This is a genomic window from Actinobaculum sp. 313, from assembly GCF_003073475.1.
In the GTDB taxonomy this organism is placed as follows: Bacteria; Actinomycetota; Actinomycetes; order Actinomycetales; family Actinomycetaceae; genus Asp313.
In genome coordinates, this window is the sequence record NZ_CP029033.1 from 662,815 (window position 1) to 680,809 (window position 17,995).

Annotated in this window: 9 protein-coding genes; 6 read left to right on the plus strand and 3 right to left on the minus strand. The window is 62.3% G+C overall.

Going from position 1 to position 17,995, the window contains the following annotated elements:
• Positions 1-77: 77 nt before the first annotated feature.
• On the minus strand, positions 78-7,325 hold the full coding sequence (locus DDD63_RS02880; RefSeq protein ID WP_108715105.1) for a DEAD/DEAH box helicase: 7,248 nt from the start codon (positions 7,323-7,325) through the stop codon (positions 78-80).
• A gap of 189 nt (positions 7,326-7,514) precedes the next feature.
• Between DDD63_RS02880 and DDD63_RS02885 the strand changes: the two genes are divergently transcribed.
• The 6 genes from DDD63_RS02885 (at position 7,515) to DDD63_RS02905 (ending at position 12,961) form a co-directional block, all read left to right on the plus strand.
• Complete coding sequence (locus tag DDD63_RS02885) at positions 7,515-8,009, plus strand: helix-turn-helix domain-containing protein (protein WP_108715106.1); 495 nt, start codon at positions 7,515-7,517, stop codon at positions 8,007-8,009.
• A gap of 191 nt (positions 8,010-8,200) precedes the next feature.
• Positions 8,201-8,416, plus strand: coding sequence for a type II toxin-antitoxin system prevent-host-death family antitoxin (locus tag DDD63_RS02890; protein WP_240611368.1), 216 nt, complete (start codon positions 8,201-8,203; stop codon positions 8,414-8,416).
• An 81-nt stretch (positions 8,417-8,497) separates the two neighbouring features.
• Entirely contained in the window at positions 8,498-8,677 is a 180-nt protein-coding gene (locus DDD63_RS02895; RefSeq protein ID WP_346426229.1) for a type II toxin-antitoxin system RelE/ParE family toxin, read from the plus strand.
• Positions 8,678-8,891: 214 nt separating this feature from the next.
• Positions 8,892-9,017: a hypothetical protein gene (locus DDD63_RS13085; RefSeq protein ID WP_276308090.1), complete on the plus strand. Its 126-nt coding sequence runs from the start codon at positions 8,892-8,894 to the stop codon at positions 9,015-9,017.
• A gap of 136 nt (positions 9,018-9,153) precedes the next feature.
• Complete coding sequence (locus tag DDD63_RS02900) at positions 9,154-9,429, plus strand: type II toxin-antitoxin system YafQ family toxin (protein WP_108715107.1); 276 nt, start codon at positions 9,154-9,156, stop codon at positions 9,427-9,429.
• A gap of 502 nt (positions 9,430-9,931) precedes the next feature.
• Positions 9,932-12,961 (plus strand): TrlF family AAA-like ATPase, encoded by a 3,030-nt coding sequence (locus tag DDD63_RS02905; RefSeq protein ID WP_108715108.1) that lies wholly within the window; start codon positions 9,932-9,934, stop codon positions 12,959-12,961.
• A 106-nt stretch (positions 12,962-13,067) separates the two neighbouring features.
• Here DDD63_RS02905 and DDD63_RS02910 read toward each other — a convergent pair whose 3' ends face one another.
• Together DDD63_RS02910 and DDD63_RS02915 are read right to left on the minus strand one after the other, a co-directional pair.
• Positions 13,068-17,816, minus strand: a complete 4,749-nt coding sequence (locus tag DDD63_RS02910; protein ID WP_108715109.1) for a restriction endonuclease subunit M — start codon at positions 17,814-17,816, stop codon at positions 13,068-13,070.
• Complete coding sequence (locus DDD63_RS02915; RefSeq protein WP_108715110.1) at positions 17,801-17,983, minus strand: hypothetical protein; 183 nt, start codon at positions 17,981-17,983, stop codon at positions 17,801-17,803. Before DDD63_RS02915 ends, DDD63_RS02910 begins: the two co-directional genes overlap by 16 nt.
• Positions 17,984-17,995 lie beyond the last annotated feature (12 nt).

Here is a 17,995-nt window from a genome sequence, read left to right on the forward strand (position 1 = left end):
CAAGGTTAGTCTCCCACACGCTTCCGACACGTTTTCAGTTTTGATTGCGGTACATGCCGTTACGTGCGATGCTTCGGCTAGGCCTCGTGCGTCAACAACTGGGCCACTTGTGCAGCTGTTTGTTGTGGATCGGGCCCGGTGCAGACAACGCGCCAGCCGGCAGCACGCATAGCGGCGGCATCGTCCTCCGCATCGTCGACGACGACGGCGACCCGCTGCTCGTGCCAGACGAGGTCGGCCATTATTCCGCCAGCGATCTCTTCGCCATCGGCGCTATGCCGGACGCCGCGAGCCGCCAGATGGGGCAAGAGGTCCAAGATGCGCGGGTCGGTGAGCTCGGGGTCAACACGATTCCATTCGAGTGCTTCAAGCGTTGATAGGCCAAGGGTCTGACCAGTAACGGTTGTGCCTTCGGGCCCATACTGCTCATCGATGGCAGACTGCGCCGGAGTCCCAGCCCGCTCCGGACCCCCAGCCCATTCCGGACCCCCAGCCCATTCGGGACCCCCGGTCCGCTCGGGAGCCGCGATGGGCTCCGAGGTCGCGGTTTCTTCCAGGGGCCCAGTGTGCTGCGGCACTCCGCTCTGCTGATCCGCAAAGACCCGACGCTGCGAAGCGAGGCTGTGGTCGCCCGCGAATAGATCTTGCGAAGCCAACTGGTGTTGGGGTGTGAAACGGCGCTTGTCGGCGAGCTTCTGCCGCGCACCGGACACCGTGGTCACGGTGACGGGTGCGTTTGCCAGCGGCAGGACATTGCCCAGTCGCAGCCAAGTCAGCCAGGCATCGCGGTGATCTGCGGAGGCGATTGCCTCGCGGGAATCATCAAGCACGAGCGCCATGGCCACGGTGGACTTGCCCCGCAGTTGCACGGCAAGCGCCAGATGTGGCCAGAGGAATACCGAGGCCGATGTGTGGTTGCTCGGGGAGGCCGCAGTATGCGTGCCTGCTGGCACCGACGTGCCGACGGCGGAGGTACGGGCGGGGGCAGGTGTGCGCCTAGTGGCAGGTGAGTGGCTAGTGGTTACAGCAGATGCGCCTGTTGAGGATACAGACCCGGTATCTGCACTTCCAGCATCGCCCGCCCTGCCCTGTGCATCGGGCGATGCGGGATACAGTGCATTCAGAGCCTGCTGCAGCACATCACTTGCCGCGTCCGCAGACTGCTCCCAACGCATGCCATCGCTCCCGCCCTGCGCATACGCCTGCTGAGCGTGTACAAGCAGCGGTACCCACACGGCGTCGGCCAGGGCACTGCGCGCATTATCTTCGTGGTCACGATCATGATCGGTGGCGTCCAACAACATCTCGGTGAGCAGGGCAACGGGACCGCCCTGCCACGTGTCAATGGCCTTATCCGTAACCGCGCCAGCGCGGGCCGCATATTTCGAGCCGTCTGTTCGCAGCAGTTTTGCGCCCTGAATAAGCCACTGGGGATCCCAGGCTCGGTCCAAATCTGCGGCAGCCACCGCCACAACCCGGTAGCCACGGGCGCGTAGGTGCTCGCGTTTGGCGGCGTCGTCGGCAAGCCGATTGTGCCGCGGGCTGGCATGATACTCCCACCCGTCGCAGAACACGGCAATCCGCGCGGCTTCAACTGAAGGCAAGCAGGTGAAATCGGGGCGAGAGCCACCGGTGTCCAGCTGGGGTTGAATTCTCCATCGCCCGCCATCAATATTGAGCGCAGGTGCTCCGGAGTGATGCGCAATTTGTTCGACGTCGGTCACCTGGGCCAGTCGGCGCCACAACTCATCGCGTAGGCGATCTTCCAACGGACTGGCACTGGCCGTCTGGCGGACCTCGGCGCCCCGTGTGATTCCCCATTGAGGAATGCCGGGGTCAAGAGAAGAAATCGTTTCGTCTTTATCAAGGCCGAGAATGCGGCGGATTGCGTCTATTGCGGCGGCGCGCGAAACATCACCGCCGACTGCGAAGGGCAGCAGGCAGCGGTGGCACATGTGCTTATTCTCGTGGCGGCAATCGCAATTCTCCAGATGTGTACCTGCGCAGACGAGGAGATTCCAGAGCCTACTCGGACCCGTCAGATCCGTGAGATAACCGGTGCCTCCCGGTACGACGTCGTGCACCAGGACGGCCTGCCGTGTTTCTCCCGGTTCTCCATCGGCCACGGGGTGTGGAACGACGGCAACGTTGAGATGGGCGGGAACGCTGTTGGTGATGATCCGCAAGCCGAGGAATAGTGCGGCGCACAGTGAGGCCGTGCCGGTGCGGTTCGTTGCGAATGACGGCGGGAGGATAAGAGCCAGCGCTTCGGTTTCGAGGGAGCGCATGAGATCGACCTGTGCGATGTGTTCCGTGCGGGAGTTGCGATGTTCGCACCACGGCCGATGCTCCCGCGGGTTATTCGGCCCCGTTTCCGTGTCCAGCTTTCCGCACGCCTCACACAGCCGGAAGCCGGTGGCGGCGATTTCGATGCCCGCCACCTGATCGTTGCCCTGCCCGCCGCCGAGGCGTCCGGTATTGAGCCAGCGCAGCATGAGATGCCGATAGCTGATCAGGCCAAAGCCGCTATCGGAGGCCCATTGCTCTTCCGCTCGCTGCGGGTCGAAGTCTGCCAACGGCAGGATTTCGAAGCGGGCCTGCAGGCGGTCTTCGCGGGTATCGCTGATACGGGCGTCGTCGCGCGAAATATCGGCAAAGACGCGGGTGAGGCGCAGAACGCGGCGGGCACGGCCGATATCCGCAATGCGGGTGTCGGCGCAACGTGGGCAGTGGGTGGGAGCCTGCGGCACGTGTTCCTGTGCGCGCTCAGTATGGACGTATCCGCAGCGCGAGCAGCAGAACCACCACTCGGCCTCACCGGAGATGCCGGAAAGGTCGACGCCGTCCACCTGCATCTCCATGCCGTGTGCGTAGAAGGTGGCGCCCGGTGCGAGCTCGGCCAGCGCCTTGGCGGAGGAGCGGTCCAGATCGTAGGGCTCTGTCCGCATCTCGTCACTATCCGGATCGCGCCACGATATCCGCGCCGCCAGGCGGACGGTATCGTCTAGCAGTGCATAATTGGGCAGAATCCCGTGGCGTTCGAGTGCCGATACCCAGTGTTCCTCATTCAGATCGCTCAGCCGGGCACCTACGGCCTGATAAGCACCGCGTGCCGCACGCACGGCCCGCTGATCCTCCTCCGTAGCGTTGGGAAGATCGGCCGCTTCGATGAGTTCGGGTAAGGCGGACTTGATTTGGTCGAGTTGTTCGTAAAGCAGGCGTTCTTCGTTGGCATGCTCGGCGACGGCGCGCTCCAGCAGGCGCCGCGGCCCCGCCGCGTGGTCTTCGGTGGCCCAGGCAATGAGACGGCCGAGGCTACCGTTTTCCAGGGCAGGAGCGACTGCCCAGTCCGAAGCGGACGCCGTACCAGCGGCGATGCTAGAGGATTCGGAGAGATCCGACGTGAAGGTAGGGCTAGCGGACGAATCCGTGTTGCTGGCGGTGAGGGAGGCGCCGTTGCCGTTCCGCCCGCCCGTATCGGAGCCGCCGCCTTCGAAGGTGGCGGCAAAAGCGGATGCCAACGTGGCTCCGTCGTTCTCAATCCGATTGAGTATGGAGCCGACCAGCGACTCACGAGAGCTGGATTCAAGTGCGGCGCGGGCTGTCGGGCGGTGGCCTCCCCCTCCGGGGATCGCCGGATCACCGGAACGCGCCATTGAGTCGAGTACGGAGGCGATGAACTGGCGCCGAAGGATATCCTCTGCGCCCAGATAGGTGGATGGTGGCTCCACCGCGCCGTTCAACAATCGTGCCGGATCCTCCAACAGCGGCAGCTGGCTGCTCCGCCCCGGAACATATGCGAGGGCGAGTGCCGAGCCGTTCCGCCGCCCGGCTCTTCCCACCCGCTGAATATACGAGGCAACATTATCCGGCAGTGAGCCGAGCAATACCGTGGAGAGATCGCCAATGTCAATGCCCATTTCCAGGGTGGGTGTTGCCACGAGGACATTCGGATCGCCGGGATTCTGCTCGGCGCGTTTGAAGCCCTCTTCGATTCTGTTGCGTTCTTTCGGGGTAAGGAGCGAGGTGTGCTCGTGGGCGTCCACCCGCCGTACCCGGTTTCTGGCGTATTGCTGCCGGTAGAAGCTGGTGTGCGCGTGCTCGGTGCCTTCCAGATGCCCGGGGCAGGCTGCGGTCAGGCACGGTGCCCCCGTTAACTGTCTCGAGGAGGTGGACGATGAGGGCAGTTGGCTGCGGCAGGTGTCGCAGACCAGTAGTAGGCGTTCGGAAGACTCCTCCAGGGGAGAGGTAGTGGCGGGTTTCTTCTCCAGCGGAGAGGTAGTGGAAGGCTCCTCCTTCAGAGGAGACACAATGATGCGGGCAGTCGGAATGCCGTACACCGTGCCGCCACTCGCGGTTGCGGTGGTGGAAAGAACACCGGCCTGCGCCAGGCCTTTGAGTAGGTTGCCTGCGAGCCTGGCCGCATGCTGCGGGCTGACCTGCAGGCACTTACGAGTCCAGATGGCATGCCAGGACTTCGGCGAGGTCACGGGGGTGAAGCTGGAGCGCTTCGAGTTCGGTGCGCCTCCGACTTGCGGAAATGCGGGTGCACTACGCCCGGCGGGAAAGGCGGGCTGCCCCTGCTCGCGTTTGCGTTTGTACCAGATCCACACTCGTGCGCCGTCGTCCTCCTTGTAACGTTGCAGCCATTCGTGGTCGATGGCTCCATCGCGGCGCATGTGTTCAAGTGTTCCGCGCACCCAGGCGAGCAGCTTGCTTTCGGGTAGGTCGGTGAAGGCGGGGAGGAGGCCTCCGTCGTCGTCACTGAGCGTTTCGCGGGCGATGGAGGCGATCTGGGCAGAGCTTCCGGCGTCAACGTGTACGGCGATGGAACCGGTTGCCTCCATGGTCCGCCCGTAGGTGGATTGCAGACCGACTTCGAGCGATGCATCGAAGAGGAGGCGACGGCGCACGTATTCTTCGGCGGTGCGACGGCGCTTGCGTGAGGCGCCGGAATCCCAGAAGGGTTTGAATTGTTTATGTTCGGCGAGGTCGGCGGGAACCAGGCGGTAGCGGTCGAAAGGATCGGATGCGGCGATTATTGTGGCCTCCACCCAGGAATCCAGCGGCATTGGGTTATCGAGTGCGCCGCGTAGCGCAGAACGCAGGCTGATGGTGTGGGAGCGCTGGTCCACGAAACCGGCGCGATGGGCGGCATCCTGCACGGAGTCGGTGAAGATGAGGGTGCGTTTCTCCGCGGAGTCCAAAGCGTCGTCCCCGAAAAGGGTGGTGAGGCTGACGGAGAGGAGCGTGGCGACGGCAGAGCCAAGGAAACGGATGGCGTCGTCGCTGCCACAGGAGGGGCAGACGTCGCGGTTGGTGTCGCGGGAGATGTCGGATTCGGCCCCGGTGAGGATGAGCACGGGAACAACGCGGCCCTCGCGGGTCTCCGTATCCGATTCTGCGGGGCGGCGCGTGAGCAGTTCCCGGCGGGCGACCGAGTACCAGCGCAGGCCGGGAAAACGCTCGGCAGGATTGGGGTGGCCGTCCGCCAACGCGGTCAAGTAGGCGGCATCCTCGCCCGGGGCGTGCAAGAGAGCGCGGAAGCGAGAATCGTGCAGTAGGTGGTCCCGTCGGACATTCGAGTGGTCAGGCTTTTCCGCCTGTCCGGTACGCGCAAGTGTGATCCCCCAACCGGAGCGACCGCAGGAGCGGCAGTACAGGGCCGGACGCGCGGGAATATCCTCTTCGAGGTCGGCGTAGGTGGAGGCAACGTCATCTGACCAGCGGAAGGCGGGTTGGGTGGAGAGCATGCGGTCGATTCGGGTTACTTCGCGAACCCACAGGGTGATTTCGACGCTGACGGCGTTCCGGTTGGGAGTGCCGTTGAGCCCGGCACGCACGGTGGACAGTGCGGCGAAGACGGCTGCTAGCACGCGCCGAGCACGTACTGGATCCTCCAGAAAAGCCCCACCCAGCACGCGACGGGCGAGAGTGGACACCGGCACGGCCTGCTGGGCCGCCTCGATGAGGGTGAGAACGTCGGGATGGGCTTGGAGGGCCGCGGCACAGGTGGCGGGGTCGGTTCGACTGGTGGGGTCGGTTCGACTGGTGGGGTCGGTTCGACTGGTGGGGTCGGTTCGACCGGCGGGTGTGGCGCCCTCGTACAGTTTTCCGACGACGTCGCGCAGCAGGTCCAGGGCATCGGCGGCGGAGCCTTCTGCGAGGTCTGCTAGAGCATCGAGCTCGTTGGCCTGCAGTGTGTTCAGGCGGCGCGGTGTGAGGCCGAGCGGAGCGATTGTCCGCCTATGCTGTTCCGCCCACTGGCCGAGCGGAACCCGTGTTTCGGTGATAACCGCCTCGGGCGGCAGCGGGAAGCCGAAGACTTCGCGGGCGAAGGCGAGAATCTCGGAGGGATCGCTGCCGTCGCCGAGGGTGGCGGATGTGGCAACCGGGATGATCGGGCCAAGCGGGGAGGCGGTAAAGGCCTCCAACCTCGGATCGCCGGTGGATAGGTAGGAGCGAATGGCTAGGCCCAGGCGGCGCAGCAGCATGGCGACATCGGTGCCCTGTGCGCCGTCGTAGGTGTGGAACTCGTCGAGCACCAGGTAGGTGAGGGACTGTGCGGATGCCTCCCAGAGCTTCTGATCCTCCGGGCGGAGCAGCAGTTGGTCGAGCATCTTGTAGTTGGTGAGCAGGATGTCCGGCGGGTCGCGGCGGATGGAGTGGCGGTCGGTTTCCAGGGCGGTGCCGCGGTGCTGCAGGGCAGAATCGGTGCCGTCGGTGGTGTTCGCTGGCGCGGTGGTGGGGGTCGGTGTGGCGCCGGGGGAGGATGCGGTGCCGGGGGAGGTCGTTTCGGCGTCGCCGGTATAAAGACCCGCGCGGATGTGAGCGAGGGCCGGATCTGAGGTGATGAGTTGCGCGAGCCGGGCGGCTTGGTCGCTGGCCAGCGCGTTCATCGGGTACAGGATGAGTGCTTTGATGCCGGTGATTCCGGCTTTCTGTGCGCGTAGTACATGGTCGAGGATGGGGTGGAGGAAGGCCTCGGTTTTGCCCGAGCCGGTGCCGGTGGTGACGATTGTCGGTTCCGGGCTGGTGTGAGCGGACCCGAGCGGCTTGCTGGTCAGGCGCCTATAGGCCTGTTCCTGGTGGTGGTAGGGAGGGAAGGGCGGGGTCCAGTCCAAGGCGGTGGTGCCTTCGGAAGGTAGGTAGGGCAGACGCAGCCGTGCGAAGGGGCCGGTGAATACGCCGTGCTCGGGATGTTCGAGGAAGTCCGTCAGGGCGCGGCGGGGTTCGGCATCCGTCAGTGCGAAGGTGGTGGCCAGATAGTCGACGACGGCGCTGCGGATGCGTTCTGCCTGCACACTGGGAAGGAGGATGGCCATGGAATAAGCCTAGTAGATCCTGGGAAGAAGGGTTGGATTCGGGGAAAGTCGGATTCGGTGGGTGGGTGGGTGGAAGCGGTGCCTGCTCGGGGTGGGGCTCGCGGGGCCGTGACGCAGGCGATAGGGTCGAACGAGTAGGAGCACACGTTCGGGGTTTCGATTTTTTCGAATTGTCGTTATGCTTGAGAAATGACAACTGGAGCTGCGCAGATGCAGGTGACACTGCCACCCGGGGACCTCGAGCCGATGCTGGACCTGTCCCGCTTTTTGGAGCAGGTTACGGAACCGGTTGCGCTCGTTGGGTCGGATGGCCAGACCGTCAGTCTCCCTGCGGAGGTGTATCGGGTGCTCAGCAACGTCGTGGACGCCATGTCGCGAGGCAGGGCGATTGCGGTGGCACCGGTGGATCAGGTGCTGACGACGCAGGAGGCTGCGGACTTCCTCGGTATTAGCCGCCCTACCCTCGTCAAGCTTCTGGAGTCCGGCCGGATTCCTTTCGAGCGTCCAGCAGCGGGTAGGCACCGCCGGGTACGGCTCGCCGACATTGTCGCGTACCAGCAACAGTCTGCTCAAGAACGTAGCGACACTCTGGATGCCATGACGCGCGAGGCCGTCGACCTCGGCCTGTACCACGATACCGCCGCGGACTACAAGGACGCCCTGCGTCGCGCACGCGAGGGATGACGCGGCCGTGACTCTCGTGTGACTGGGGGAAAGCCTCGATGGCTGGCCCGGAAGGAGACGTGGTTCGCAGAGGTGTGGGTGTCGCAGGGGTGTGGATCATTGCCGCAACATGTACATTTCCGCCATTTTCGCGTATGTTGAGCAATGTGGTCGACATTAGTGTTTCCTGTGCGCGCAGCAGGCTTGCAGACGTGATTGATCACGCTCGTGTTCACCATGTGCCCGTGTTCCTTACCCGCCGTGGCCGTCGCGTTGCGGCGGTCATCGATGCGGAGGACCTTGAGCGCATAACCCAGGCTGCAGAGGACCTTGAGGATATTAAGGCGGTCGAAGTTGCTCGCGCGGAAGTTGCCGAACACGGCACGATTCACTGGGATGAGGTCAAGGCGGACCTCGGGCTGGCTTGACATACCGGATCGAGTTCAGCCCCCGCGGCGGCGCGCCGACTGCGCAAACTGGATAGCCAAGCACAGCTCCGGGTCCAGGCTGTGGTTGAACTGCTGGCGCAAGAGCCACGCCCCTCTGGCGCGAAGAAGCTCGTCGGAGGGCGGGGCGAGTGGCGCGTACGCACCGGCGATTACCGCATTGTTTACGAGGTCCACGACGGTGTGTTGCTAGTCCTGGTCCTCGCCGTTGGGCACCGCCGCGAAGTCTACCGGCGCAGGTAGCGGGGAGGGGCAGGTATGGGGAGTGCCTGTGTGGCTTGACTCGCCAGGCAGTGAGCAAACAGTTTTTCGCTGCATGACCTTGGACTCGGCAGCTAGCAACCGTTCGGCTGCTGCGCGGCATTTTGAGTGGTCACTACCGCACCTCTGGCGAGGATAAGGATTCAGCCTTCTGCGGCATTCCCGCGCATTTCAGCCTGTTAAGGAGGGCTAAGTCATGACGAGTGTTGAAGAGGTGCTACACGAGGTTGAGAACGCTTACAACTGCGAGGCGCCACATCCCGCAGTGACTGTCGAGGGTCCCGCTCTTGCGCGAAACGCTATTGAACAGATACGCGTTTAGGCCGGTGAGAGTGAGCATGATGAGGTTATGCTTGCGGCGCGGAAGGTTGGTTAGTCGTGATAGGCGATTGGCGAGGCAGAGGCGGAACCGGCTATCAGGGTCCGAGACGTTGACGAGCTGATGGGCCTCATCGACCGTGCATGACCGGGAGATCGCCTATCGCCCAGCTTTCCTGCGCGACGTGAAACGGCTTAAACGCAAGCACTACAGTATGGACGCGCTCAAGAGTGCGATCCAGGCAGTCGCCGAACGGCGCACCGACTGGCTCAAGCGGCACCGCGATCACCAGTTCACGGGCAACCTAGCAGCCTACCGCGAACTACACATCGCAGCCGACTGGCTGCTCCTGTACACCATCGCCGCCGGGACTCTCATCCTGGCGCGCACCGGCGGCCACGACGAACTTCTCTGATGTGATCAAAGGTTGTGGAAGATGCAGAAAATAGCGTCTGTCTGAAAGATTGTAAGCAGATCTGGTTCGGTACGCCGGGATGCTGGGTGATCCTTGCTGATGCCGTGAGGGGAGGCTGTGCTGGACCGAGTTAGTGGTTGGCAACCTCACGTGATCGCGATGCCTCGATGTTCCACGATATGTTCCGATCAGGCGGCCGTGTGCTGGGCTAGGTGGCCTATGCGGTCGCAAGGCTACGATTGGCCCGAATGTTCGGGTCGGCCCGAAGTTGTCAGACTGCACCGCGTTAGCACGGCTGACGACCGTGCCAACGCTCCTCGGTGGTGAGGTCGGCCGTGTCCACAGAAATGGGTGCTCTGGGCACAGTGAAATGTCGTGACTGCTGCCGAACTGGGGTGTCGTTTTGGGGTCAGGACGAGGCTGGTGATAATCTCGTTTCGCAACCCGGTTGCGGCCGTCCTGCCGGGGCGGTTGACATTGGAGTCGGTCGGAAGGACAGCATGTGGTTCAGTTAAATGCGGAGTCTGGGCGCGGAACAGCGTGGCGGATCTGGGACTTGCACGTCCATACGCCCGCCTCACTAGTCCAGCACTACGGTGCCGACAATGACGAGACCTGGGAACGGTTCATCAGTGAATTGGAAAAGCTCCCAGAAGAGATGAGCGTTATTGAGATCAACGACTACTGGTTCCTCGACGGTTATGAGCGCGTACTCAAGGAACGAAAGAAGGGAAGGCTTCAGAACCTTGAAGCAATCTTCCCGGTGATAGAGATGCGACTCGATCAATTCGGTGGAACAGACAGTAAGTTGTCCCGGGTGAATCTCCACGTCATATTCGATCCTAACCTCGAGGTGGAGGTAATTAGCGCGCAATTCATAAGTGCTTTGCAGCCAAAGATATCTCTGGCGCCAGGCTATGCCGAAGTCGATTGGCAGGGAGTCATTACAAAAAAATCATTGTGCAATCTTGGTCGGAAGATCAAAGACACTGTGCCACTTACCGAGCGCGAACGATATGGGAGTGACTTGATGGAAGGGTTCAATAACATCAATGTCAGGCTCGATGACGTCAAAGAGGTGCTTGATGGCCCGTACTTCCGAGGCAAAGCCCTTATCGGGATAGGTAAGACCGAGTGGAGTGACATCAAGTGGAACGAGCAGTCGATCGCCTCAAAAAAGAACGTAATTAACTCGTCGCGCCTCCTTTTCACTGCATATCCCGATGCATCACGCTGGTCGGATGACGTAGAAAAACTGCGCGCGAGTAATGTCACCTACAAGATCCTAGATTGCAGTGACGCCCACTACTTCTTGGATTCAGATCAACCTATGCGCCTTGGAATGTGTCAAACCTGGATGAACACGACGCCCTCCTTCGCAGGATTGACGTATGCGCTCGAAGAGTTTGAAAGACGTGTCTATGTTGGCCTTGAGCCTCCAGCGGTTGAGCGTATTCGGAAGAATCGAGAGCGTTTTATTAAGCATGTTCGTGTGAGGTCTGAGAAGAAGGACTGTAACCTCTTCGATCATGACCTTCCACTCAACCCGGGGTTTGTGGCGGTCGTGGGTAACAAGGGACAGGGTAAATCGGCGTTACTCGACTGCATTGCGCTCGGTGGGAACTCGTCACGCAACAAGGAGTTTGCGTTCCTGAGTGCGTCCCGTTTTCTGAACAAGCGGAACGAGAAAGTGGCGCGAGACTACACCACCGAGCTAGTCTGGGCTACCAATACTACCCCTCGTAAGGTCCGACTCACAGACGGGCATGATGGGTCAGTGCCCGTCTCCGTCGAGTACTTGCCACAGATGTTTGTTGAGCGTGTATGCAGTATCGACCCCGGAACGGACGGTATAGATGAATTTGAACGTGAGTTGCGAACGATATTGTTTACGCATATCGATAAGTCCGAACGAGCGGGCGAGAAGACGTTTGAGGCGCTTCTAGCGCACAAGACCCAGTCGTCTGACGACGACGTCCTTAGGCTGAGGAAGGAACTCAGCGAAGCTGTTCGGCAATACGTCGCTGCGACGACCTTCCGCTTTGAGAACAAGGCTGAGGAGGTGCAAAACCGATTTAAGCTCAAGCAGGAGGAAGTAACTGAGGCCGAGAAAAAGGTTGGTGAAGCCGAGGAAGCGTTGGCTGAGATCGATTCAGGGAGTAAGGACGACGACGAGCTTGCGGATCGCAGGAAGCGCTCAGAAGAAATTGAGAAAGAACGGTCACGCCTGCTGGAGCAACGCCGTGTAAATGAGCATAAACGCGCACAGATGAGAAGACAACTAGCCGACATGGAGTCGTTGATTCATCGCGCGGAAGCTATCCGTGAGGATGTTGACGAAATCAATCGTGATGTGAAAGCGATTCTCGGAGACGAGGGTGAAACGCTCGTAAGCCTAACGATCAACGAAGCCAGATATATTTCATGGCGTTCGTCAACCAAAGAAACAGTTCAGAACCTCGAGGTTCGACACCAAGAACTCGGCGATACAATCGCCGAACGAGAAAAGGACCTACTTGGGATTACTGGTGAGCTCGCCGCTGCGGATAGCGCTCGCGAACGGGCGCGACAACGTGTACTTCAGTCGAAAGAACATGTTACCGCCCTTATGGGTGACGAGGATGAGCCCGAGTCGTATAAGGGCCTCAAGGCGTTGCTATGTCGCATCAATGATGCGCCGGCTAGAGTTGATCAGGCTCGTGAGCAGATACTTAGGTGTTCGGAGCGTATATACGAAGCGCTCAATGCGCGACTGCGGGCCGTTGAAAGTATGTACTCACCGGCGGCCGATTTCATCGCTCGGTCCGAGGTCGTTAAGAACGCTGGGCTCCAGTTCAGTGCAGAACTTCGCATGCTACCTAGCTGGAAGGACGTGTCCGCGGGTCTTGACGGTCGCAGAAACGGCGATTTCATTGAATGGCTTAGGGGGCTTCCGCAGCGAATCGAAGACACGAGCTGGGAACAACTTAAGAAGCAACTCGCTGAGGCACTCTGTCGGCTTGAGCACGAGAGGGGAGAACTCAGCGGAGAGTTACGCAACCCCGGGGCTGCGTTGCGCAGCTCAACTACTCTCGAAGAATTCCTGAATAGGATGTTCGATCTCGCTTGGCTGGAAGTCAGCTTCGGTCTGACTGGTGACGGGCGGCCTCTCTCGCAACTATCACCCGGGCAGCGGGGCCTCGTTCTCGCGCTTTTCTATCTTGTGGTCGATCAGCGTACTACGCCGCTTCTGTTGGACCAGCCTGAGGAAAACCTGGACAATGAGACTATCGCGTCCAAACTCGTTCCAGCGATCCATGAGGCAGCCGGTCGGCGCCAAACAATAGTGGTCACACACAACGCGAACCTGGCGGTCGTGGGAGATGCGGATCAGATTATTCACTGCCAGATACGCGACGGGCGTTTTACCGTGAGTAGCGGGAGTATAGCGGAACTCGACGTGGCTAGGTCGGCAGTCAATATCTTGGAGGGCACGAAGCCTGCGTTTGACAATCGCAGGCACAAGTATGAGGCCTTCCCGTCATTGACGTAGGTATCAACCCATCAACATGATTCGCAGCGGACAGAGGGCGTCCGTCTTCTTGGATGAAAGCAATGGTCATGCGGGTCGCGAGTGGCGCACTGCCAACAACAGGATGCTATAGATGGGCTCCTCCGGGTCTATTAAGGCGCGAGAGCGCTGCAGAGATGCGGCGGAAGTCGGATTCGCGGTCGCGGGTGCTGAAGGGAAGCTCGTAGACGTAGGTTACACCGGAGCCGGGGTGGGTGTGGGTGCGTTCTTCCAGGGGCATGTCTGCGTCGGACTCGGGACGCTTGCGCTTCTCCCAGGCGTGGCGAACCGGCGTGGGCACCTGTCGTCCATTGGCGTCATAGACATACGCGCCCGTACCCCGACCATGGTCGTAGTCGTAGAGCACCGCGAACTGCGTGCGGTAGATGGTGCACAGATCCTCGATTGGGACCCCGAGCATCATTGCAACCATCACGTCGACCTCCGCCTGCGCGTTACGCCGGTCCTCGGCACGCCGCAACGGCGTATCCGGAGTCCAGACCGGCCCGATCGGGCGCTCGTCGTAACGCTCCAAAATCGGCGAGTCGTCCAAGAAGGCGTCATCCCAACACTCGGCCCACAGGTCCGCGTAGGCGTCGGTGACACAGTTCAGGCGAAGAGCCCGCAGGATGGTGGGCTTGCGAAGTGGATGATGACTGGGAAGCGCTGGAAGCCGACAGAAGTCCGGGAAGTAAATGCCAGACTTGGGAAGAGCCCGCAGCGCGAAATCTGCGACTAACGATGACACGCCAGCTTGGAGTAGGACGAGGTCCGCTGTAGAGCATTCAGGCGACCCTGTTGAGAACACGCCGTTCGGATGGGCGGGTCCAGGCGGGATGATGGCGGGGAACAGCGTCCTTGCATTCCTTGATTGTGCCATCGCTCGCCAGGCGATGCGGTAGTGGTCGCGGGCGGAAGTGGTGCCCCAGTGGGTGTAGAGACGATCGTAGGTGGCGCGGTCGCCGGCGGGCTTGTACTGGGTCACCGGTTGTGTGTTTGCGGGCAGGGTATCGAAGTCGGTCGCGGTCCAGTCCTGGTTGTTCTTCATGGTCTCGTTCGGCCGCTTGTACAGCGGCGTGGACACATGCAGGTGTGGGCCTTGGAGGATGGCGTCCTCCCAGGAGGCGGGGCCCCACACCTTGACGAAGCGGCCCTTGTCAAAGTCCGTTTTCTCGTGCCAGCCGGAGGAAAATTCAAGACCGAGCGACCCAATGCGCGGGTTACGGGACAGCGTTTCCAGGGTACGCGCTGCTGCCGAGTTGACTGTAGAGACCATGGGTGTGGAAAGCCAGTCGTCCGCGTCGGTCACTGCCTGCCAGGCACGGAGCATGGACTCGTCGACCCGCTGGATGCGAGAGGCATGCGGGCGCAGATCCCATGTGCCCGTGTGAGGATCTTTGAAACCCGGCTCCTCGCCCGAGCCGTCATGCTTGAGGGAACGAATCACCGTGTCGGGGTGATAGAGCGAGGCGGCATTGAGGAAAGAAGGTGTTCGAGCTGAGCCGTAGATGTTAATGCCGTAGGTCTGCTTGCTGTCAATATCGAACACTCGCAACTGGTTACCGAACTGCCAGTGACGCCGCAGGCGGCGGTATGTGGCTGAGCGCAAGTTCTGGGTCTTGGCATCCGTGAAATGTGTGTCCATATGGATGAGCCCCGAGGTGCCGCTGTGCTTCTGGTGCTCCCACACCTGGCACATGAAGGCACGGTACAGGTCGGGCTGGCCGCTCAGCAGCGGGTAGACGGTCGAGTCGCTGAGCAACTCGGACTGCACGATCTGCTCAGCGGTGCCGTTGATGACCAGGTTGCGCATGCCGGGGCGCGCCAGAGTGACCGGGCGGCGCTCGCGCTTCGCTGGTTCCGAGGACTGTTTCATCAGAGCCCACCACGGGTCGCCCTCTGCCAGGAGCGCCTTCACGTCGGTACGGGGCCGCACCCACGGCGGGTTACCGACCTGCAGGTCGAAGCCGCCGCGCGCGAACACGGTGGCGAAGTCGAGCTCCCAGTGGAAGAAGCCCTGCTCCTCGGCAACCTGCTGCACCACGCGCAGCCACGGGTGTTCGTCCTGCAGGTCGGCAATGCGACGGGCGGCGCTGAAGCGCAGCTCCAACTCTTCGGCGAGCGCCAGTTCCTCCCAGTTACCGGCGTCGGCCAGCGTCGCCATCTCGCTGCGGTCCTTCCCAGTAACGCCGAGGATCCCTTCCAGGGCGGCCAGCCAGTCCTGCAGACTCGGCGGTCTTACATCGGTGGTTAACGGCCAGTACCACAGCGCACACCACGCATCCATCACCAGCCGCAGGCGCCGGTAGGCCGAACCAGTATCGGCCAAGAACTCCTCGATCTGCTCCCGACTCACCCGGGAGGCGGACCGCTCACGCTCCTGCTCACCCCATAAGGGGATGTAGCGGGCAGCCTCGGCCTCCGCCACCCGCAGGCGGCGCAGTGTGAACTCCCATAGCACCTCCACCCGGCGTGCCAGCGCAGTGAGGCGCTTGACCTGCGAATTCGCCGGCTGGGCGGTTATCGACTTCCGCCACGCCTTCAGTTCTTTTACCCGCTCGGCGTCGATGATGTCGAGCACCTGCTTCGGCAACCGTGTGGCAGAGCCCCAGCCCTTGGCGGGGAGGAGGAAATGATGGATGCGCCCCTCCACGTCCAGTGCCGCCCCTGCCCGGTGTGCCGCGCTCTGGTCGGCGTCGTCGAGCACGCGGGCCACCTGCGATAACGGCTCGGAAACCGACGGCATGCTCAACCACGCCTTCTTCTTCAATGCGCTCGCCGGGTACAGGGCCCGCCTGGCCCCCACCAGTGAATTGCCGCGACGCAGCCGCAGGCCGAACCACGGCGCCGCCAGACCCTCCACCATCGTGTCCAGCCACAGGGAAATTTCCGCCAATTCCACCGCGGTGGCGTTCAAATCCACGCCATAGACCTGGTGCAGCGCCAGGTAGGCCTTCACCTTGGCCAGCTCGCGCGGACGCTCCTCCGGGTCCACGCGCCGCCCCAGCTCCCGCTCCCGGCGGGACAGGTACTGCTCGGCCAACTGGCGCACCGCCTCAATCGCGAAGGCGCCCGAACCCAGCGCCGGCTCGCACACCGTCAGGTGCAGCACCTCCTCCGCCGTCGTCGTGCGGCCATCCTGATCCAGCAACTCCTCCAGTGCCTGCTGCACCGTGAAACGCGTCAGCACCTCCGGCGTGTAATAACTCGCCGACCGCTGCCGATCCCGGCCCGAGAGCCGGAACACGAACTCGCCGGGCTCGTAGGTGACATTGCGGCGTTCCCCGGTCACCTCATCCACCACGGTGACGAGGTCGTCCCGGTTCAACTTCTCCATCACATCACGGGGTACCACCCACGAGCCTTTGGATGCGTCACCGCCCGGCGCTACCTCCCACAGACGTTCGGTAGCGAAGGTGCCGGTGTAACTCATCAGTCCCTCGTACACCGCTCCCAACTGATTAATGCCGAGTTCCACATAACTGATGAATCCGCGCCCGGCGCCGGAACGTTCCTTGGTGAGCAGCAAGTGGCGCAGCACGCGCAACAGTGCCTCATTGCCCAGGCCTACCTCGTCGATTAACGCCGTTGCCTGCGGGAGGAACAGGTCGGCGCGCATGGGCTGAAATACGAGGCCGTCGAAATCCTCGGGCAGTTCCCCGGTGTGATTGAATCCCTTATCAACCAGGCGGAATAGTACGGCCAAAGACTCGTACACATGCGTGCCCGACTGCTCCGCCTCCTGATGAATCTCCTGCAGGGTCAACTCCCGTAGCCGATGCAGGCCGTATCCGGCGTCGTACTCGGCGGCTCCCACCGGCAGAATGCTCAACTCAGGGCTCGCCTCGGCATAAAGCAGGAAGATGATGCGATACAGGTAGCGCAAAGACTGCAGGGCGAGCGGTTGCGCCTGCTCTGGAGGCAGAGGCGGCAGACCTAGCGCAGCGCGGCGCCGGACCACCTCACCCGCGATGATCTCGATGGAGAGCCGCACGCCTTCACGTAGATCTTGCGAGACGCCCACGGTATGCGCGGCAGAATCCTCCAAAGTGGCCGTCCACCAGGTTTCGCCGTCGGCGGTGGGCAACAGGGAACGCGCTTCCAGGCAGGTGAGGGCGTGTTCCACCTCGCCGCCGCGCCTGGTATCGGCACGTTCGACGACGAGCTGCAGATCGACGGCGAGCCAGCGCCCCTCCGGCCAACGTTCCTTCTCCGCAATCAAAGCGAAGCGCCCGGCCAACACGAGGGCGAAGGCGGGGCCGTGCTCGTCGGTGAGTAAGGTAGAGAGGGAACGCGCCACCGAGTCGATGGACTCGGCTCCCTCTATTTCAGGTGCGGACGGGTCCGCCAAATCAAGCGGGAACCAGGGCTCGATCAGCGTGCGGGTGGCTGTGCTCTTGTTGAGGAGTTCTTCGATGGTCGCGGCCGAGCGAGCACGCAGCAGCACCAGTGGCGCGGGCCCCTCCTCGCCGCGCGGGCGGACCAGCGTGACGGGCCCGCGGTCAAGCAGTTCGTATTCGCCCGTGGTATACCCAAGGACGTCTCGCAGCAATGCATCGATGTGTAGGGTCAGTTCGTCCGCCTGCGTGACTGCGGCGTTCACACGAACGGTGGAGCGGCGCGGCGAGGCCGGGTCGGCCGAGGAAGCGGAGGCAGCGCGGAAGGTAGAACTGGTCGAGTGGCCGGAGTCGGTCCGGGAAGAAGAATTGGCGGAATATGCGGGGGTGCTCCGCGGGCCGGAACCCGCCGGGAAGGCGCCCGCCGGCGCGTCGTCGTCGAAGAAATCGTCGCTGTCGGAGGGGAGAGCGGCGAATAACTGCTCTAGCTGCGCGCGCACGCCAGCCAGTCGTGACCGGGCAGTGGGCCGCCCTCCTTCTCCTCCGCCTCCCATTCCTTGCGGCGCTCCAACACTCTGGCCAGGAAGGATTCCTTGGTGGCGTCGGTAGTGAAGTAATGCTCGCTGATCCAGTCCTCGCCCACTACCAGGGCATCAGATACCGCCATTAGCGTGCTCCT